Genomic DNA, 18,344 nt, shown 5'->3' with positions numbered 1-18,344 from the left:
GCGCTCACCCGTTCCTCCGCCCCGGCAGCAGCCGCGGCGCGCGCATCAGGCCGGTGGCGGCCTCGGCGAGCGCCGGTGCCTGGCGGGGGGTGGGCATGGGCCGGCGCGCGTCGTTGGACAGGCGCAGCAGGATGGCCATAAGGGCGTAGTTGGCGAGCAGGCTGGACCCGCCGTACGCCATGAACGGCAGGGTGAGGCCGGTCAGCGGGATGAGCGTGGACACACCGCCCACCACGACGAACACCTGGATGGCCACGGTGAACGCCAGGCCCACGGCGACGAGCTTGCCGAAGCTGTCGCGGATCGTCAGCCCGACGCGGATGCCGCGCAGCACGAGGATCGCGTAGACCATCAGCACGGCGGCCAGGCCGATGAGGCCCAGTTCCTCGCCGATGGTGGAGGTGATGAAGTCGGTGTTGGCGAACGGTACCTGGTCGGGCCGGCCGTTGCCGAGCCCGGTGCCGCCCATTCCGCCGGACGCCAGCCCGAACAGGGCCTGCGAGCTCTGGTAACCGCCGGTGTCGAAGAACGCGAACGGGTCCCGCCAGATCTGGAACCGCACGCGGACGTGCCCGAACAGCGCGTAGGCGAGCACACCGCCGACCGCCACCAGCACCACGCCGATGAGCAACCAGCTCACCCGCTCGGTGGCCACGTACAGCATGGTCAGCACGGTGGCGAACAGCAGCAGGCACATGCCGAGGTCGGTGTTGAACACCAGCACGCCCAGCGACAGGAACCACGCCACGATGATGGGCCCGAGGTCGCGGGCGCGCGGCAGGTCCACCCCCAGCACGCGCTTACCGGCGGTGGTGAACAGTTCGCGCTTCTCCACGAGGATCGAGGCGAAGAAGATGATGAGCAGGATCTTGGCGAACTCACCGGGCTGGATGGTGAACCCGGGCAGGATGATCCAGTTCTTGGCGCCGTTGATCTCGGAGAACCGCGCGGGCAGCACGGCGGGGATCGCCAGCAGGACGAGCCCGGCGAACCCCATCGTGTAGCCGTAGCGGGCCATCACCCGATGGTCGCGCAGGAGGAACAGGACCGCGCCCATGACGCCGAGCCCGATGAACGTCCACAGCAACTGCCGGGTCACGTCCATGCCGGGCGGGTCGTTGCCGGCGGCCGCCGCGTTGGCGGCGTACGCCAGGTCGAGCCGGTAGATGAGCACGAGTCCGAGGCCGTTGAGCAGCGCGACGCCCGGCAGGAGCACGGGGTCGGCGTAGGGGGCGAGCCAGCGGATGAGCAGGTGGGCGCCGCCGGACAGGCCGAGGAACGCCAGCGTGATCCACAGCAGGGCCGGTGACAGTTCCTGCTCCTGGGCCAGCTGGACGAGCAGGAGCGCGAACCCGACGATCACCGACGCGGCGATGAGCAGGACGAGTTCCTTGCCCCGGCGCGGGTGGTCGGGGACCGCCTGCCCTCGGGGGTCGGACGCGGGCGAGGTCGATGCGGCGCTGGTCACGCTCAGCTCACCGCCCGACAGGTCTCACCGGGCACCGGCGCCGGGCCGGTGGGGGAGGAGGGCGACGACGGCGAGGTGCGCCCGTCGCGGTCCGGGTCCCGTGGTTCGGGTTCGCACACCGGCAGGAGATTGTCCTGCGCGAGGCGGGAGACCTGGGCGGTCGCCTCGGCCAGGCTGCCTGACGGCATCCCGGCGCGCACCGTCTCCCGGGCGGGTTCGCGCAGGTCGCCCAGGGTGAACACGTCGCAGCCGGTGGGGATGGCGTCCGGGGAGTGCATTGTCAGGTCACCGTCACTGGCCAGGCACGCGACCTGGCTGACCGAGGCCAACGAGATGCCGAAGGCCTCCCCGGAGATGCCCCTCTTCACCACGACCTGGTTGTCTTCCTCGGTGACGAAGTAGTTGCTGCGGACGAGCAGTGCCGACACGCCGACGATCCCGGCCAGCACCGCGAGGACCCCGACGACGCTCAGCGCGAAACGCCATCTGCTGCCACGCGGCGGAGCGGGATCGCCCTCGTCGTCGTCGTCCGCCGGGCCCGGGCCGGCGGCTCCACGTCCCGCACCGGACCCGCCGACCTCCCCGGCGCGCGACGCGACCTGGGCGCGGGAGAACGCGGCGGCCTTCCCGGCCGCGGTGTCCGAGTACGGATCGGCGGCCGGGTCGATCTGTCCCGGCTCGTCGCCGGACGCCGCGCCCACCACCACGGGCACCACGGGGGCGTCGCGCGGCGAGTCCACGACGTCCGCCAGTACGACCGTGATGTTGTCCGGCCCGCCCGACCGCAGGGCCAGCTGCACCAACCGGTCCGCCGCCTCCTCGACCGTGCCCGTCGAGAGCGTCTCGGCGATGGTCTCCGTGCTCACGGGGTCGGACAGGCCGTCCGAGCACAGCAGGTACCGGTCGCCCACGCGGGCCTCGCGGATGACGGCGGTCGGTTCCACCGGCTCGCCGGTCAGGGCCTTGAGGATGAGCGAGCGGCGCGGATGGGTGTGCGCCTCGTCGGCGGAGAGCTCCCCGCGGTCGACGAGTGACTGCACGAACGTGTCGTCCCTGGTGATCTGGCTCAGTGTGCCGTCGCGCAGCAGGTACGCGCGCGAGTCACCCACGTGGATCAGCCCCATGCGGCGGCCGTCGAACAGCAGCGCCGTGGCGGTGCAGCCCATCCCCTCGGTCTCCGGGTGCGCCTCCACGTGGGCGGCGATCGCCTCGTTGCCGACGGTGAGCGCGCGGGTGAGGGCGGCGGTGAGGTTCTGCCCCGGCTCGTCCTCGTCGAGCCGGGCCAGCGCGGCCACGACGAACTGGCTGGCGATCTCCCCCGCCGCGTGGCCGCCCATCCCGTCGGCCAGGGCGAGCAGGCGCGGGCCGGCGTACGCCGAGTCCTCGTTGTTCTCCCGCACCATGCCCAGATGGGACCGGGCGGTGTAGACGAGCGCCGGGGTCACGCGCGCAGCTCGATCACGGTTTTGCCGATCCGGATCGGCGTGCCGGCGGCCACCTTGACGGGGGTCGTCACCCGCGTCCTGTCCAGATAGGTGCCGTTGGTCGAACCCAGATCCTCGAGGAACCAGTCGGGGCCGTGTGGCGACAGTCGGGCGTGCTGGTTGGACGCGTAGTCGTCGTCGATCACCAACGTGCACGAGTCCGCCCGGCCCAGCAGGACCGGTTGCTCCGACAGCGTGATGCGGGTGCCGGCCAGCGCACCCTGCGTGACGACGAGGTGGCGGATGGCCTTGGCGCCCCGGCCGAACACCCCACCGCGGCGCTCGGCGCGGCCGCCGGAGCGCATGCCCACGTTGCCGAAGACGTCGGTCTTCAGCGCGCGCAGCGTGAGGTAGATGAAGAGCCACAGCAGCACCAGCAACAGGCCGCGCGACAGCTGCAGAACGAGTCCCTGCACTGGTGCCGTCCTCCCCTCGTCCGTCGGGTCACCTCTACCAACGTGTCACCGCCCCCGGCGGTTCCGGGGGTCATTCGTGTCGAGGCTAGTCGAACCGGACGGTGATCTCCGAGTGTCCGACCCGGATCACATCGCCGTCGGCTAGTTGCCAGTCCTGGACCGGGCCGCCGTTGACCGTGGTGCCGTTGGTCGAGCCGAGATCGGTGAGAACCGCCTCCCGCCCGTCGAAGTGGATGTCCGCGTGCTGCCGCGAGACGCCCGTGTCGGGTAGTCGGAACGCCGCGTCCTGACCTCGTCCGAGGAGGTTGGAGCCCCGCTGGAGGCGGAAGGTGCGGCCCGAGCCGTCCTCGAGGTGCAGCGTGACCGCCAGGGACGAGCGCCCCTGCGTGATCTGGGTGGGCGCGTCGGACGGGCCGCCCCAGCCGGAGCTGCGGGGGCCGGTCTCGGCCGCGACGGGATAGTTGGAGGCGGGTGCCTGCATGTCGATGTTCTCCTTGCTCGCACTCGGCTCGCGGCGCGACGGCGACGACGGCGCGGGATGATCCGGTCGCGGTGCCGGCGCGGCGGCCGAGATGTGGAACGGGACGGCATCGGGGTCCACGACCCCGTCGATACGCATCTGTCCGGTGTGGAGGTCGTCGCGCTCCACGAAGGTCACCGTGACCGGACCGTAGGTCTCCCAGCCCTGCTCGGTGATGTGATCCGACAGGTGGCGGGAGAAGGTCTTCACGGCCAGCGCCTCGTCCTCGGTGAACGATTCGTAGTCCGACCGCGCGAGGGTGATGGTGTAGCTGTTGGAGACCAGTAGGTGGCCGTCGACCACCTTGAGGGAGGCCTCCGCCTGCTTGCGTAGCTGCGCCTCCACCTCGGCCGCCACGACCCGACCGCCGAAGAGGCGGGCGAACGCGTCGCCCACAGCGCCCTGCAGGGTCCGTTCGAACTTGCCGACGATTCCCACGCTCACTCCCTTCTCCATCCGGTCGGATCCCACCCGGTGCCCGGGCGGGTTCGGTCACGCCGCCCGCGGCAGCATCCGGTCGATCATAGAGGTGACGGCCGACTAAACGCACGCGTAAAGAGACCCGGCCGCTCCGCTGGCCCGCGCCGGGGCCGGGCGCGCCCGACTCACGTTCACTCACGGGACGGTCGAGGTCGCTTTCCCGCCCCCTGGGGGGCCGGACTCTGGCCCGCCGTGTGGATGCTCCCCGCCAGCGGATCGTCGAAGCCCGAGAAACGGTGTCTGGACTTCTTCCTCGACGGTGACAAGAACTGGGAGGTGGACGGGCCCGCACGTGCCGGATGGGCCGATGTACCTGGTGATAAACCCCGCGGCCCGCGGTCGTGCTGATGACACTGCTGATCTCTTTCACGATGACCTGGGTCGGTCAGGACTATTTCTCCCCCCCCCGGCGGCCGTCTACATCCTCTACCGGGAGCGGTCGGGCTGTTGCTCCGCGAACGACACGGCGGCGCGGCCGGGACGGCCCTGTTCATGCTGTCGGTGGCAGCGATGGCCGTGGCCCACCAGATCGTGCTGGTCATCGTCCTGATGTCGATCGTCGCGCTGGTGGTGACACGGCAGACCCGGGAGTGGTCCCTCCCGGCTGCGTGTGATCGGTCGCCGATGGCGCCGACCACCCGGCGCGAACGGCACCGCGCAATGGCCCTGGCCGGCCAATTGGTGAGAGCCGTTCCCTCCGTGTTAACGTAATCGGGCGTTACTCGGGCGAGTGGCGGAATGGCAGACGCGCTGGCTTCAGGTGCCAGTGTCCTTCGGGACGTGGGGGTTCAAGTCCCCCTTCGCCCACAGCAGGTCAGCACCCCGGATCACCGACCAGGTGATCCGGGGTGTTGTGCATTCATGGCCTCTCTCAGGAGCGCTCGGTGGTGGACACCTGGTGCTATGGCATCCGTCACAAGGCCGCCGAAAACACCTGAACGAGATCGTTCAGCACGCAAGGTGTCCCGTAGGCTCTCCCGAAAGTTCCTCGGGAGACGTGGCGCCACCCTTGCCCATTCCGGGGGATGACGCCTCATCGGCGGACGAAGCCGGGGACACCATCCCACCCCGAGCTGCTTCGTGAGCTCTGATCGCGGATCGGTGACTGGAGCGCACCCCGGCAGAACACGTTCCGGGGCCTGTGGACAATGAGTAGAACACCGACACGAGAAAACGACGGAGCCGATGCGAACGCGTCGGCTCGCTCACTACGCCCAAAAAGGATGCCCGATGGCCTCGAGCCTTGAAGAGATCCCTGATATGACCCCGGTGAACGACCTCCGGGAAACCGCAGACGCGCCCTCGGTGATCGGTGTGGTCGCCGAGTCCAACCCGGCGGAGAGCCGTGTGGCCGCGACGCCTGAGACGGTCGCGAAGTTGATCGGCCTGGGCTACCGGGTCGTGGTCGAGCGGGGCGCCGGCACGCGCGCGGAGTTCGCCGACGCTGCATACGCGGAGGCTGGCGCCGAGTTGGTCGACGGTGATGCCGCCTGGTCGTCCGATGTGGTGATGAAAGTCGCCGTCCCGACCGAGTTCGAGGTGGCCCGGGTCAGGTCCGGGGCCACGCTGGTGAGCCTGCTCGCGCCGGCGCAGAACGAGCACCTGTTGACGGTGCTGGCCGAGCGTGGCGTGACCGCACTGGCGATGGATGCGGTGCCGCGTATCTCGCGGGCGCAGTCGATGGACGTGCTGTCATCGATGGCCAACATCGCCGGCTACCGCGCCGTGATCGAGGCCGCCCATCACTTCGGCCGGTTCTTCACCGGCCAGGTCACAGCGGCGGGCAAGGTGCCGCCGGCCAAGGTCCTCGTCGCCGGCGCGGGCGTGGCGGGTCTGGCTGCGATCGGTGCGGCTTCGAGCCTGGGCGCGATCGTGCGTGCGACCGATCCGCGGCCCGAGGTGGCCGACCAGGTCAAGTCGATCGGTGGCGAGTATCTGCCGGTCGAGGTGCCGGAGGAGGAGAAGGTCGTCTCCACCGATGGTTACGCCAAGGCCACGAGTGAGGCCTACGATCGCGCGGCCGCCAAGCTCTACACCGATCAGGCGGCCGAGGTCGACATCATCATCACCACCGCGCTGATCCCGGGCCGTGCGGCGCCGCGCCTGATCACTGCCGCGGATGTGGCCTCGATGAAGCGCGGTTCGGTGATCGTGGACATGGCCGCCGCCCAGGGCGGGAACGTCGAGGGCAGTGTCGCCGACGAGGTCGTGGTGACCGACAACGGCGTCACGATCATCGGCTACACCGACCTGGCGGGGCGTCTTCCGGCGCAGGCCTCGCAGCTGTACGGCACGAACCTGGTCAACCTGGCCAAGCTCGTCACGCCGGGCAAGGACGGCGTGTGGGCCCTGGACATGGAGGACGTCGTCCAGCGCGGCGTCACCGTCACCTCGGGCGGCGAGCTCATGTGGCCGCCGCCGCCGGTGCAGGTCAGCGCGGCCCCGGCCCCTGCGGCTGCCGCGGCGCCGGCCGAGGCGCCCGAAGAGAAGAAGAAGATGTCGTCCGGCGCCAAGATGGGCCTGATCGGCCTGGGCATGGCGCTGCTGCTGGTGCTGATCGCGATCGCCCCGGGCGATATGCCGCAGCACATCACGGTGTTCGTGCTGGCGATCGTGATCGGTTACTACGTCATCGGTAACGTGCACCATGCGTTGCACACCCCGCTGATGTCGGTGACCAACGCGATCTCCGGCGTGATCGTCGTCGGCGCCCTGCTGCAGGTGGGCATCGACAACTCCGTTGGCCTGGCGCTCGCGACCATCGCGATCCTCGTCGCGTCCATCAACGTCTTCGGCGGTTTCGCCGTGACCCGTCGCATGCTCGGCATGTTCTCGAAGGGAGCCTGAGTCCATGTCACTCGTGACCGCCGCCAACGCGGCCTACCTCGTCGCAGCGCTACTGTTCATCCTGTCCCTGGCAGGCCTGTCCAAGCATGAGACCGCCCGTCGCGGACTGACCTTCGGTATCGCCGGCATGGCCATCGCTCTGGTGGCCACTGTCGTCCTGGTCCTCGATCACCAGCCCGCCACGATCGGCATCGCCCTGATGGCTGTCGCCGTCATCGTCGGTGCCGGGATCGGTCTGATGCGTGCGCGCAGCGTGCAGATGACCGAGATGCCCGAGCTCATCGCTCTCCTGCACTCGTTCGTCGGTCTGGCCGCCGTGCTGGTGGGCTGGAACGGTTACCTCGAGCCCGAGCTCCACGGTGAGCTGACCGGCTCCTTGCTGGGCATCCACCACGCCGAGGTGTTCATCGGTGTGTTCATCGGCGCCGTGACCTTCACCGGCTCGATCGTGGCCTACCTCAAGCTGTCGGCCAAGATGAAGTCCGCGCCGCTGGTCCTGCCCGGAAAGAACCTGATCAACGCCGGAATCCTCGTGGCGTTCCTCGTGCTGACGGTGTGGTTCGTCATCAGCCCGGCGTTGTGGATGCTCGTCGTGGTCACCGTCCTGGCCCTGGCGCTGGGCTGGCACCTGGTGGCCTCCATCGGCGGCGGCGACATGCCCGTGGTGGTGTCGATGCTCAACTCGTACTCCGGCTGGGCCGCCGCGGCGACCGGCTTCCTGCTCGGTAACGACCTGCTGATCGTGACCGGCGCGCTTGTCGGCTCCTCGGGTGCCTACCTGTCGTACATCATGTGCAAGGCGATGAACCGCTCGTTCTTCTCGGTCATCATGGGCGGCTTCGGTATCGAGGCCTCCTCCGGTGAGGGCAAGGACCACGGCGAGCACACTGAGATCGACGTCGCCGGTGCCGCGGAGATGCTCGCGAACGCCAGCTCGGTGATCATCGCGCCGGGTTACGGCATGGCCGTGGCCCAGGCCCAGTACCCGGTGGCCGACCTGACCCGCACCCTGCGGGACCGCGGCGTGGACGTGCGCTTCGCCGTCCACCCGGTCGCCGGTCGTCTGCCCGGACACATGAACGTGCTGCTGGCCGAGGCCAAGGTGCCGTACGACATCGTGCTCGAGCTCGACGAGATCAACGACGACTTCGCCGACACCGACGTCGTGCTGGTCATCGGCGCCAACGACACGGTCAACCCGGACGCCGCCGAGGACCCGGGCAGCCCGATCGCCGGCATGCCCGTGCTGCACGTGTGGGAGGCGGAGAACGTCATCGTGTTCAAGCGCTCCATGGCCGCCGGTTACGCCGGTGTGCAGAACCCGCTGTTCTTCCGCGACAACACCGACATGCTGTTCGGTGACGCCAAGGACCGCGTCGGCGACATCCTGACCGCCGTCAAGGAGCAGCAGGGCGCGAACGCCTGACGTTGCGGGCGGGACGCGACCGATAAGGCGCGTGAGCTCCCTCCGGCCTCATCGACAAGAGGGTTTCGACCACATCGTGCGAGTAGATGTGGTCGAAACCCTCTTATCGATGGTGGGGGTCACCGCGCTTCGCGTCGGCGCGGACCCCGGAGCGCCCTTCGCCTGACCGTCCCGGGTAGAGCCCGACCGAGGCGGCGTCAGGGTCGCGTGGCCGGCACCCCGGTTGCCGTGTCGGCCGCGCTGTTGGGCGCCGGCGCGGCCGCATCGCGCTTGCGCCGGACGTAGATCTGCTTGCGCACCCGCGCCACGACCTGGCCGTTGTCATCGGTCAGGTCGGTGCTGAACCACCGCAGTACCTTCTCGCCGCCGGCGGCCGCGTCGCGGATCTCGGCGACCTGCTCGGCGGTCACCTCGAACTCCGCGTGGACGGCGGTGCGCCCCGGGGAGACGAAGTCGATCTCGCCGGCGACGTCCCACACCACGTACTCCGACCCCAGACGGCGCATCAGCAGGAACATCCAGAACGGGTCGGACATGGAGAACAACGAGCCGCCGAACGCCGTGCCGACGTAGTTGGTGTTCCACGGCCGGCGGTTCAGCCGCACACGCGCCCGGTTGAAGTCCGGGGCGATGTGCTCGACGCGGACGCCCGCCGCGAGGTAGGGCGGCCAGAGGCTCATCCCGATCTGCATCCCCCGCGCGGAGGACAGCGCCCGCTTGATGCCGCCGCGGTCCTGTTGCGGGAGAACGGGGTGGGGGGGACGACCATCGACAAGGTCCTGGCGGCCAGCGGTGCACCGCGAGGGTCCGTGTACCACCACTTTCCCGGCGGACGCGCGCAACTGCTGTCGGAGGCGGTCGAGTTCGCGACGGACTCGATCACCGTGCTCGCCGGGGCGGCGGGGGAGGACGATCCGGCTGTCGCGCTGGACGCATTCGTCGCGCTCTGGCGCGAGCAGTTGGTCGCCAGCGACTACCGCGCGGGATGTCCGGTGCTCGCCGTGGTGGTGGACGCCGATCCGGCACTGCCTGAACTGACCGAGCAGGCGGGGGAGGCGTTTGGGCGGTGGCAGTCGGTGTTGGCGCGGATGTTGGAGGAGAGAGGTATGACGACGACGTCGGCGGATCGCCTCGCCCTGCAGTCGCTCTGTATTCTCGAAGGGGCGGTGGCCGTGTCACGGGCGCGTCGGGCGATCAGCCCGCTCGATGAGGCCGCGCAGGCCATCCGGACGCTGTACGGGGCCGAAGTGGATCGCGCCGAAGCCACCTCCTGACCGGAGCAGCGAGTTTCACGTGGAACTCCGCGGCCGTGCACCGTGCAGTTCGGGCAGCAGTTCCTGCTCGGCCAGCTCGAGGAACGGTGTCTGGTCCCGCGAGACGTGGTGGAGGTAGATCCGCTCGAAGCCGAGTGCCTCGAAATCGCGCAGTCGACCGATGAGGTCGTCGACGGAGTCGGTGACGATCACGGCCTCGGCGATCTTCTCGTCTGACAGGCGGCGTCCGGCGAGGTCGAGTTCCTCCGGGGTGGCCAGGTCCGCGTCGAGGGGCGAGTCGACCGCGTTGTTGCGCCACTGGTCGCGGACGAGGTCGCGGGCCCGCTCGATAGTGTCGGCGATCGAGATGTGGACCTGCAGGGCGAGCGGCCCGCGCCCGCCGGCGGCGCGGTAGGCGCCTACGATCCCGGCCACGGTCTCGAGGTCGGCGTTGACGGTGATGAGCCCGTCCGCCCAGGCGGCGGCCCGCTCGGCGGTGGCCGGGGTGAGCGCGGGCCCGAGGAGAGGCGGCGGGGCGTCGGGCAGGGAGTAGACGCGTGCCCGGTCGACCTCCACGAGTCCGCGGTGGGTGACCTCCTCGCCGGCGTGCAGGCGGCGGATGACGTCGACGCATTCCTCGAGCCGTGCCTGACGGAGGTCCTTGGCGGGCCAGGGGGCTCCGGTGATGTGCTCGTTCATGTTCTGGCCGCTGCCCAGGGCCAGCCAGAAGCGTCCGGGGAACATCTGCGCCAGGGTCGCCGACGCCTGGGCGACCACCGCGGGGTGGTAGCGCTGCCCGGGTGCGCACACGGTGCCCAGCTCGAGGTCGGTGGTGGCCAGCGCGGCGCCCAGCCAGGACCAGGCGAAGCCCGAGTGGCCCTGACGAACGGACCACGGCGCGAAGTGGTCGGAGCACATCGCCATGCGGAATCCCGCTCGCTCGGCCCGCTGCACGTCGGCGAGGAGTCGACCGGGCGAGATCTGTTCGTGGGAGGCGTGGAACCCGTAGTCGGCCATCGCTCAGTCCTCCTTGTGCTGGGCTCCGGGTGCGGAGCGGGCGCCGCGTGCGGCGTCGATGGCGTCCGCGGCCCGGATCAGTCCCATGTGGCTGAACGCCTGGGGGAAGTTGCCCGCTTGACGTCCTGTGTCCGGGTCGTACTCCTCGGCGAAGAGGCCGAGGTCACTCGCGCGGGCCAGTAGGTCGCCCATGAGCTTCTCGGCGTCTGCGAGCCGCCCGCTGCAGGCGTACTGCTCGACCAGCCAGAACGTGCACATCACGAACGGGTACTCGGTGCCGCCGACCCCGTCCATGCCGCTGGCGGTTCGATAGCGGTTGACCAATCCGAACCCGCTGACCAGGTCCTTCTCGATCCTGGCGACCGTGCCGAGCATGCGTGGGTCGTCAAAGGCCAGATAACCCGTGTGGGGAAGCTGGAGCAGGGACGCGTCGACCTCGTCGTTGTCATAGGTCTGGGTGTAGCTGCCCAGCTCCGGATCGAACCCCTTCGCCTCGATCTCCTCGGCCAGCCGGGCGCGCAGTTCCCGCCAGCGCTCGACGTCACCGTCGAGGCCGAACTCCTCGACCGCCTTGATCCCGCGGTCGAACGCGGCCCACATCATGACGCGGCCGTGCGTGAAGTGATGGGTGTCGCCGCGCATCTCCCAGATGCCGTGGTCCTCGCGGTTGACGTTCGCCTCGGCGTAGTCCAGCAGGCTCTTCTGCAGCCCCCAGGTGTACTCGTTCTCGTCCACGCCCGCCGCGCGCAGCTCGTGCAGGGCGATCATCACCTCGCCCACGACGTCCGCCTGATACTGGTCGGCGGCTCCGTTGCCGATGCGGACGGGGCGCGAGTCCTCGTACCCGTTGAGGTGGCCGAGCTCCTCCTCGCGTAGCTGCCGTTCGCCCGAGAGCCCGTACATGATCCGGACGTCCCGGGCGTCACCGGCGACCGCGCGCAGGAGCCAGTCGCGCCACGGGGTGGCGCCCCGGGTGAGCCCGTGCGCCACCACGACCTCGATGGTGAACGCGGCGTCGCGCAGCCAGGTGTAGCGGTAGTCCCAGTTGCGGCCGCCGCCGAACTCCTCCGGGAGCGACGTGGTGGGGGCGGCAACGATGCCGCCGGTGTCGAGGTTCGTCAGTGCGCGCAACACCAGCAGGGACTGGACGACCTCCTCCCGGTAGGGGCCGTCCACAGACAGCTGGTCGGCCCACTCCCGCCACATCGCGACCGTGGCGCCGAGGGCCTGCTCGGTGTCCGGCGGGGCGGGCGGGTCCTGGTGGGACGGGAACCAGGTGAGGTCCCACGCCAGAGATTCGCCGCTCGCCAGGGCGAACCTGCCCTCCAGTCGGGTGGCCCGCTGCCCGCCGGAGCCACCGAGGTCCGTGTCCGGGCACTGCAGGGTCGGGCCGGTCACCAGGATGGCGTCGGGGCCGGCCAGTGAGAGCAGTGCCCGCTCGTCGCCGTCACGGGCGATTTCCCTGGTCCACGGGGTGGCGCGGGCATAGTCGAAGCGCAGCCGCAGGTCGTGCTCGACCTCCACCTCGCCGTCGACGCACTCCACTTTGCGGATGAGGTCACCCTGTCGGGTGCTGCGAGGCAGGAAATCCGTCACGCGCGCGACTCCACGGGGCGTGCGCCAGGTGGTCTCCAGCACGAAGGTCAGAGGCAGGTAGCGACGCTCCACCACCTCACCGTCGACCACCGACAACAGCCATCGTCCGTCCTCGGGTTCGCCGAGCAGCGCGGAGAACACGGCGGGGGAGTCGAAACGGGGCAGGCACAGCCAGTCGATGCTGCCGTCGCGGGACACCAACGCGCCGGTCCGGAGGTCGGACAGGAGGGCGTATTCCTCGAGGGGAGTCGACATGTCAGAAGATGGGCTTGCCGCCCGTCACCCCCAGCACGGTTCCGGAGACGTAGCTCGCATCGGACGGGGAGGCGAGGAAGACGTACGCCCCGGCGCACTCGCCGGGCTGCCCGGCCCGCCCGAGCGGGGTGTCGCCGCCGAACTCGGGCAGGGTGTCGCCCTTCTGGGTGGCGGGCTGCAACGGTGTCCAGATGGGACCGGGCGCGACCGCGTTGACGCGGATCCCGCGTTCGCCCAACTCATTGGCCAGGTTGACGGTGAGATTGTTGAGCGCGGCCTTGGTGGACGCGTAATCGATCAGCGGCGGGGCCGGCTGGTAGGCCTGCACCGAGGTGGTGTTGATGATCGACGAGCCGCGGCCGAGGAACCGCAGCGCCTCCTGGCTGGCCCAGATCGTGGCGTAGAGGTTGGTCTTCATCACCCGGTCGAGGTTCTCGGTGTCGATGGTCTCTAGCCCCTCCCCGCGAGCGTGTTGGTACGCGGCGTTGTTGACCAGGACGTCCAGCCCGCCCAGGTGGTCGGCGGCATCGCGGACGACCTTCCGGCACTGCGACTCGTCCTGCAGGTCCGCCGGGAGCAGGACCGCGCGGCGTCCGGCTTTCTCGATCCACCCGGCCGTCTCCTCGGCGTCCGGCTGCTCGACCGGCAGGTAGGAGATCGCGACGTCCGCGCCCTCGCGCGCGAAGGCGATCGCGGCTGCCCGCCCGATGCCCGAGTCCCCGCCGGTGATGAGCGCCTTGAGGCCCTCCAGTCGGCCGGACCCGCGGTAACTGTGCTCGCCGTGATCGGGCCGGGGGTCCATCCGGGACGTCAGCCCGGGCGGCTCCTGCTCCTGGGCGGGGAACCCGCCGGAGTCGTTGACCATGTGCTGCGCATTGTGTGCGATGTCGCTCGCGGTACCCATCTCGATCACTGCTGCTTGAGCACGCCGGTGCACTCCACGCACAGTTCCTCCAATTCGCGGGCGTGCTGCTCGGCGCGGTCGAAGAGGTTCTGCAGCGTCGGCGTCGGCAGGCGCGGGTCCTCGATCTCCAGCAGTGCCCGGAACCCCATCTTCTTGCCGGTCACCGCCAGGGTGAGCGCCTCGAGCTCGACCAGATCGCTCAGCGGCGACCGGTCGGCGATGCGGCGGTTGGGCTTGAGCTGGCCGAGCTTCTCGGACGCCTTCGCGGGCAGGTCCTTGAGGAGCGACGGCGACGTTCCCGCCAGCGTCATGAGCTCCTCGAGGGCCTTGAGATCCTCGACGGTCTCGTCGCCGATACGGCTCACGACCTTCCGGACGTGGGGGTCGTTGTGATCCTCGGCGACGCGCCGGAACAGGTCGATCCCGGCGGCTGCACCGGCGTGGTGGTCCTGCATGTACGTGTGCAACATCTCGGTGGCCATGTACTGACGGTACGAGAGCGGGCGCGGGAGGCAACCGATCGGACGGGCGAGAACCTCAGCGCGCGAGGAGCCCTCTGGCGATGTGGGTCACCTGGATCTCGTTGCTGCCCGCGTAGATCATGAGCGACTTGGCGTCCCGCGCGAGCTGTTCGACCCGGTACTCGGACATGTAACCGTTGCCGCCGAACAACTGCACGGCTTCCATGGCGACCTCGGTGGCGGCTTCGGAGGAGTACAGCTTCATGGCCGACGCCTCCGCCAGCGACAGTGGCTTACCGGCCCGCGCACGCTCGATCGAGTGGAAGACCATGTTCTGCACGTTGATCCGCGCGACCTCCATCTTGGCCAGTTTGAGCTAGATCAACTGGAAGCGACCGATCTCCTGGCCCCACAAGGTCCGATCGCGTGCGTAGTCGATGCACAGCCGGCGGCACTCCTCGATGATGCCCAGCGCCATGATCGCCACGCCCGTCCGCTCGGCCGTGAAACTCGATCGCGCCGACTCGCGATCGTCCCCACCGCGGCCCTCCTCGGACTCCCCGAGCAGCCGATCGCGGCCCAGGCGGACGTTGTCGAAGAACAGCTCGCCGGTAGGGGAGCTGTGCAGTCCCATCTTCGCCAGCGGCGGGCCCTGCGTCAGGCCGTCCATGTCCTTGTCCAGAACGAACGTGAGGACCTTGCGGTTACGCTTGTCCGCGTCACCGGTGCCCGGGCCCTCGTCGAGCTTGGCGTAGACGATCATCACGTCGGCGTACGGGCCGTTGGTGATGAACGTCTTGCGGCCGTTGAGAATGTAGTCGTCGCCGTCGCGACGCACGTAGGTGCGCATTCCGCCGAAGGCGTCCGAACCCGAATCCGGCTCCGTGATCGCCCAGGACGCGACCTTCTCCATGGTCATGATCCCCGGTAACCAGCGCTCCTTCTGTGCGAGCGTGCCGCGGGACGCGATCGTGGTGGCGCCCAACCCGAGGCTCACGCCGAGCGCTGAGACGAGCCCCATGCAGGCCCCGGCCAGTTCGCTGATCACCACCGCCATCATGGAATCGCGGCCACTGAGGGCGTCGCCGGAACCGCCCGCCGCGTCGCCTTCGGCCCGCGCCCGTTCCTTCGCCAGCATCTTCTCCACGCTGTCGCGTGACATGGCGTCGATCCCGAACTCGGCGAACAGCTTCCGGATGATCGGGTACGGCGTGACCTCACCACTCTCCAGGGCGTCCTGGTTCGGACGGATCTCCTTGGCGATGAAGCCGCGCACGGCGTCACGGATCATCAGGTCGGTCTCGGACCACTCGAACATCGACGTCTCATCTCCTCGGTATCGGGCGCGCCACTGTGATCTGCAACACCTTGCAGCTCAGTGTGTCGTCGAACGGCCCCGCGGAGGCGGGATTGCCCCGAACGGTCGCGCTCGTCAGGCACACTTTCGGCCATGAGTGCTCTCCAGGACAGTGCGTCTCACCCCGCGGGCCGGGAGCAGCTCGGGCGGGTGGGCCTGTGGACCGGCTCGCTCGAGGGCGTCCCGGTCGCGCGGATCCCCGACGTGCTCGGCGAGCTCGAGGAGCAGGGCTGGGGCACGCTGTGGTTCGGCGAGGCCGTGGGGCGCGAGGCCTTCACCGCCGCGCAGCTGTACCTCGGGTCCACGCGTCGGATGGTGCTCGGCACCGGCATCGCCAACATCTACGGTCGCGACGCCTCCGCCGCCGGTGCGGCCGCGCGGACGATCGAGGCGATGCACCCGGGCCGGTTCGTACTGGGCCTGGGCGTGTCGCACGCGCCGCTGGTCGAGCGGCACCGCGGGCACGACTACGGTCGGCCGCTCGCCGCGATGCGCGAGTACCTCGACGCGCTCGACAGGACGCGGCCGCTCGCGGCGGGCGAGGACACGATGCCGCCGGTCGTGCTCGCCGCGCTCGGCCCCAAGATGCTCGAGTTGTCGCGCGATCGCACCGCCGGCGCCCACCCGTACCTGACGCTGCCCGAGCACACCGCGCGGGCGCGCGAGATCCTCGGCGGGACCGCCGACGACGGGCCGGCCCTGGTCGTGGAGCACGCCGCGGTGGTGGCCGAGGGGGTCGACGACGACGAGGTGTGGCGGTCGCGGGCCCACGATCACCTCAACGTCTATACGGGCCTGCCGAACTATCGGAACTCGTGGACCCGGCAGGGGTTCGACGAGTCGGACTACGTGCGCGGGGGCAGCGACCGGCTCAAGCACGCGATGGTCACCCGCGGGGTCGAGGCGACGCGGGCGCGTGTGCAGGAGCACCTGGACGCCGGGGCCTCGACCGTGCTGGTGCAGGTGCTCGGCGAGAACGTGCTGACGCCGCCGATGGAGGACTGGCGGATCGCGGCCGAGGGGCTGCTCGGCTGACGCCTGGTCGCCAGGCTTCGCCGACCGGAGACGCGTCGGTTGCCAGACGTTGCGGCTGTTACCCGATCACGAACCTGCGAGCTGGCAGGAACTCACCGCTGGCGACGCTCGTAGATCTCCCCGTGTTGCTCAGCAGCAGCGGGATTTGTTCGAGTACACCCGTGCGGGACGGTCGAAGGACTGCCATCGCCGCTGTATCGCAGGGTCGAGTTTGCTATTTATGAAACGTCGTCCCGCCGAGTCTAGGGTGTATTGATACACAGACCGGGCGAAAGGGTCTTTCGATGGCTGACCGGATCGGGACGCTGCGGGGTCGTTCGGGTGACGGTGGCGAAGAGGTACTCATCGTCAGCCGTGGGAAGGTGCGGACTCGGTTCCGTCGCCGGGACGAGTTGGACTGGAACTTCCGGGTGGAGTCGACGGACTCGGAGAACATCGTCGAAGGGAAGCCCGAGCCGGCCCGCCGATCGTCACGGCCGCGCGGGCAGCGGGTGGCGTACGTGCGAGTGTCGGCCGCCGATCAGAACGAGGCACGTCAGCTCGAGGCGGTGGGGGAGTGCGACCGGGTCTACGTCGAAAAGGAGTCCGGACGCTCGCGTGCCGGCCGCCAGAAGCTCGCCGAGTGCATCGGGTATCTGCGAGACGGTGACGAGCTGGTTGTCGCGTCGATGGATCGACTCGCTCGATCCCTGGTCGACCTCAAGCAGATCGTTGGCGAGATCACCGCCAAGGGCGCAAGCGTGAAGTTCGTCCACGAACGGGCTACGTACGCCGCTGGTGCCCAGGATCCTCGAGCGGACCTGATGCTCTCCCTGCTCGGGGCGTTCGCCGAGTTCGAACGCGCCATCATCCGGGAGCGCCAGGCCGAGGGCATCGCCATCGCCAAGTCGAAGGGCAAGTACAAGGGGCGGAAACGCGTCCTGACCCTCGAGCAAATCGAAAAAGCCCGCGCCCGCATCGAGTCGGGGGAGGGGCCATCGGCGATCGCCCGCGATCTCGGAGTCGGACGCTCCACGCTGTACCGGGCACTCCAACGTCAACTGACGCCCACGTCGCACTAGGTGGTCAATCCCCCTTCCTGCATCGTCCCCCTCCTCGCGGACGGGTTACTGTGATACGGTGCGTATAACAGTCAAACAACTCGTTTGACGGTCTTTTGAGGAGAGTGTTGTGGCGACGATCGCTTTTCGTGTGGACGATGCCATGCGCTCCGAGCTGGAGGAGCTCGCGCAGAGTCGGGGCGTGAGCCTATCCGACCTGGTGCGATCCACCCTGGAAGGGCTGATCCTTCGAGACGATCCCCGGGGGCGGTGGACAGAGACTGCGCCGCGCACCCTGACCACCTACGAGCGGCAGATGCTCGCCATGCAGCACCGCATCCTCGCCCACGTCATGCCACCCACGCATGAAGACGCCCCCACCGAAGACTGCGCCCACGTGGAGGGGGACCCCGACTATCAGCGCCAACGTGCCCAAATACTGGAAGGCGGGTACGTCACCGAATACAGCGACGTGTTCATCAGCACCCATCCCGAACTGACAGCCGACGAGTGCACCTTCGTCATGGATCTGCTCGACATGTTTCGCACCATCACGGTCAGCATCCAGCGTCTTCGGGGCGCCGGGCAGAGCATCGATGACGAAACGGAACGGCTGTTGCAATTCGACGGCTTTGATTTCCAGGTCAAGGCCGAAACGCGACTCCTTGACTACGTCCGGCATCTGGTTAGCGATACCCGCTGGTCCGAAGTCCTCCCCGTGCTAGGCCCTGATCACGACTACGGGAACTCCCACGGGCCGAGGCTGGGCTTCTATCAGCGGATCC

Annotated in this window: 16 protein-coding genes, 1 tRNA gene and 1 pseudogene; 8 read left to right on the top strand and 10 right to left on the bottom strand. The window is 69.2% G+C overall.

The annotated features are described in order from the left end of the window. Positions 1-4: 4 nt before the first annotated feature. The 4 genes from DPA01S_RS12480 to DPA01S_RS12465 form a co-directional block, all read right to left on the bottom strand. Positions 5-1,474 (bottom strand): FtsW/RodA/SpoVE family cell cycle protein, encoded by a 1,470-nt coding sequence (locus DPA01S_RS12480; RefSeq protein ID WP_061916660.1) that lies wholly within the window; start codon positions 1,472-1,474, stop codon positions 5-7. Beyond that, positions 1,471-2,913: a PP2C family protein-serine/threonine phosphatase gene (locus tag DPA01S_RS12475; RefSeq protein WP_061916657.1), complete on the bottom strand. Its 1,443-nt coding sequence runs from the start codon at positions 2,911-2,913 to the stop codon at positions 1,471-1,473. The genes DPA01S_RS12480 and DPA01S_RS12475 overlap by 4 nt, the downstream gene beginning before the upstream one ends. After that, positions 2,910-3,368, bottom strand: coding sequence for an FHA domain-containing protein FhaB/FipA (locus tag DPA01S_RS12470; RefSeq protein ID WP_061916654.1), 459 nt, complete (start codon positions 3,366-3,368; stop codon positions 2,910-2,912). The genes DPA01S_RS12475 and DPA01S_RS12470 overlap by 4 nt, the downstream gene beginning before the upstream one ends. Positions 3,369-3,453: 85 nt before the next feature. Next, positions 3,454-4,332, bottom strand: a complete 879-nt coding sequence (locus tag DPA01S_RS12465; protein WP_269747526.1) for an FHA domain-containing protein — start codon at positions 4,330-4,332, stop codon at positions 3,454-3,456. Between the two features lie 483 nt (positions 4,333-4,815). Here DPA01S_RS12465 and DPA01S_RS12460 point away from each other — a divergent pair, with 483 nt between their 5' ends. The 4 genes from DPA01S_RS12460 (at position 4,816) to pntB (ending at position 8,641) form a co-directional block, all read left to right on the top strand. Continuing rightward, on the top strand, positions 4,816-5,079 hold the full coding sequence (locus DPA01S_RS12460) for a hypothetical protein (RefSeq protein WP_157076975.1): 264 nt from the start codon (positions 4,816-4,818) through the stop codon (positions 5,077-5,079). A gap of 13 nt (positions 5,080-5,092) precedes the next feature. Beyond that, positions 5,093-5,175 (top strand) — tRNA-Leu (locus tag DPA01S_RS12455). 453 nt (positions 5,176-5,628) lie between these two features. Then, positions 5,629-7,215, top strand: a complete 1,587-nt coding sequence (locus DPA01S_RS12450) for a Re/Si-specific NAD(P)(+) transhydrogenase subunit alpha (RefSeq protein WP_061916648.1) — start codon at positions 5,629-5,631, stop codon at positions 7,213-7,215. Positions 7,216-7,219: 4 nt separating this feature from the next. Further along, positions 7,220-8,641: a Re/Si-specific NAD(P)(+) transhydrogenase subunit beta gene (gene pntB, locus DPA01S_RS12445; protein ID WP_061916645.1), complete on the top strand. Its 1,422-nt coding sequence runs from the start codon at positions 7,220-7,222 to the stop codon at positions 8,639-8,641. 197 nt (positions 8,642-8,838) lie between these two features. Here the strand turns inward: pntB and DPA01S_RS12440 are convergent, their stop codons facing one another. Next, positions 8,839-9,321: a DUF4442 domain-containing protein gene (locus DPA01S_RS12440; protein ID WP_232303132.1), complete on the bottom strand. Its 483-nt coding sequence runs from the start codon at positions 9,319-9,321 to the stop codon at positions 8,839-8,841. Between DPA01S_RS12440 and DPA01S_RS12435 the strand changes: the two genes are divergently transcribed. Next, the gene (locus tag DPA01S_RS12435; protein WP_375545271.1) at positions 9,274-9,915 is read left to right on the top strand and encodes a TetR/AcrR family transcriptional regulator; all 642 of its coding nucleotides are present in this window, start codon (positions 9,274-9,276) and stop codon (positions 9,913-9,915) included. The genes DPA01S_RS12440 and DPA01S_RS12435 overlap by 48 nt on opposite strands. Positions 9,916-9,930: 15 nt before the next feature. On the opposite strand, the gene DPA01S_RS12430 is transcribed toward DPA01S_RS12435, so the two are convergent. The 5 genes and pseudogenes from DPA01S_RS12430 to DPA01S_RS12410 all read right to left on the bottom strand — a co-directional run bounded on the left by DPA01S_RS12430 (position 9,931) and on the right by DPA01S_RS12410 (position 15,445). Further along, on the bottom strand, positions 9,931-10,911 hold the full coding sequence (locus DPA01S_RS12430) for a TIGR03885 family FMN-dependent LLM class oxidoreductase (protein WP_061229395.1): 981 nt from the start codon (positions 10,909-10,911) through the stop codon (positions 9,931-9,933). 3 nt (positions 10,912-10,914) lie between these two features. Then, complete coding sequence (locus DPA01S_RS12425; protein WP_061916638.1) at positions 10,915-12,762, bottom strand: glycoside hydrolase family 15 protein; 1,848 nt, start codon at positions 12,760-12,762, stop codon at positions 10,915-10,917. A 1-nt stretch (position 12,763) separates the two neighbouring features. Beyond that, positions 12,764-13,627, bottom strand: coding sequence for an SDR family oxidoreductase (locus DPA01S_RS12420; RefSeq protein ID WP_375545272.1), 864 nt, complete (start codon positions 13,625-13,627; stop codon positions 12,764-12,766). Positions 13,628-13,671: 44 nt separating this feature from the next. Then, entirely contained in the window at positions 13,672-14,148 is a 477-nt protein-coding gene (locus DPA01S_RS12415) for a hypothetical protein (RefSeq protein ID WP_061229397.1), read from the bottom strand. A 55-nt stretch (positions 14,149-14,203) separates the two neighbouring features. Further along, positions 14,204-15,445 (bottom strand): annotated as a pseudogene (locus DPA01S_RS12410) (acyl-CoA dehydrogenase family protein). A gap of 132 nt (positions 15,446-15,577) precedes the next feature. Here DPA01S_RS12410 and DPA01S_RS12405 point away from each other — a divergent pair. The 3 genes from DPA01S_RS12405 to DPA01S_RS12395 form a co-directional block, all read left to right on the top strand. Then, on the top strand, positions 15,578-16,519 hold the full coding sequence (locus DPA01S_RS12405) for a TIGR03620 family F420-dependent LLM class oxidoreductase (protein WP_061916635.1): 942 nt from the start codon (positions 15,578-15,580) through the stop codon (positions 16,517-16,519). A 284-nt stretch (positions 16,520-16,803) separates the two neighbouring features. Then, the gene (locus DPA01S_RS16395) at positions 16,804-17,580 is read left to right on the top strand and encodes a recombinase family protein (protein ID WP_084374761.1); all 777 of its coding nucleotides are present in this window, start codon (positions 16,804-16,806) and stop codon (positions 17,578-17,580) included. Between the two features lie 109 nt (positions 17,581-17,689). Beyond that, the coding region (locus DPA01S_RS12395) for a YfbU family protein (protein WP_061916632.1) at positions 17,690-18,344 on the top strand (655 nt) is incomplete at its 3' end.

Origin of the sequence: Dietzia papillomatosis NBRC 105045 (assembly GCF_001570845.1) — a bacterium.
Taxonomy (GTDB): domain Bacteria; phylum Actinomycetota; class Actinomycetes; order Mycobacteriales; family Mycobacteriaceae; genus Dietzia; species Dietzia cinnamea.
This window is presented reverse-complemented; position numbering and strand designations above follow the sequence as displayed.

Bases quoted from the DNA above. Each gene is read 5' to 3' on its own strand.
- DPA01S_RS12440 (WP_232303132.1), bottom strand. From the start codon at position 9,321: ATGAGCCTCTGGCCGCCCTACCTCGCGGCGGGCGTCCGCGTCGAGCAC.
- DPA01S_RS12430 (WP_061229395.1), bottom strand. From the start codon at position 10,911: ATGGCCGACTACGGGTTCCACGCCTCCCACGAACAGATCTCGCCCGGT.
- DPA01S_RS12425 (WP_061916638.1), bottom strand. From the start codon at position 12,762: ATGTCGACTCCCCTCGAGGAATACGCCCTCCTGTCCGACCTCCGGACC.
- DPA01S_RS12415 (WP_061229397.1), bottom strand. From the start codon at position 14,148: ATGGCCACCGAGATGTTGCACACGTACATGCAGGACCACCACGCCGGT.
- pntB (WP_061916645.1), top strand. From the start codon at position 7,220: ATGTCACTCGTGACCGCCGCCAACGCGGCCTACCTCGTCGCAGCGCTA.
- DPA01S_RS12405 (WP_061916635.1), top strand. From the start codon at position 15,578: ATGAGTGCTCTCCAGGACAGTGCGTCTCACCCCGCGGGCCGGGAGCAG.
- DPA01S_RS12450 (WP_061916648.1), top strand. From the start codon at position 5,629: ATGACCCCGGTGAACGACCTCCGGGAAACCGCAGACGCGCCCTCGGTG.
- DPA01S_RS12420 (WP_375545272.1), bottom strand. From the start codon at position 13,627: ATGGTCAACGACTCCGGCGGGTTCCCCGCCCAGGAGCAGGAGCCGCCC.
- DPA01S_RS16395 (WP_084374761.1), top strand. From the start codon at position 16,804: ATGGCTGACCGGATCGGGACGCTGCGGGGTCGTTCGGGTGACGGTGGC.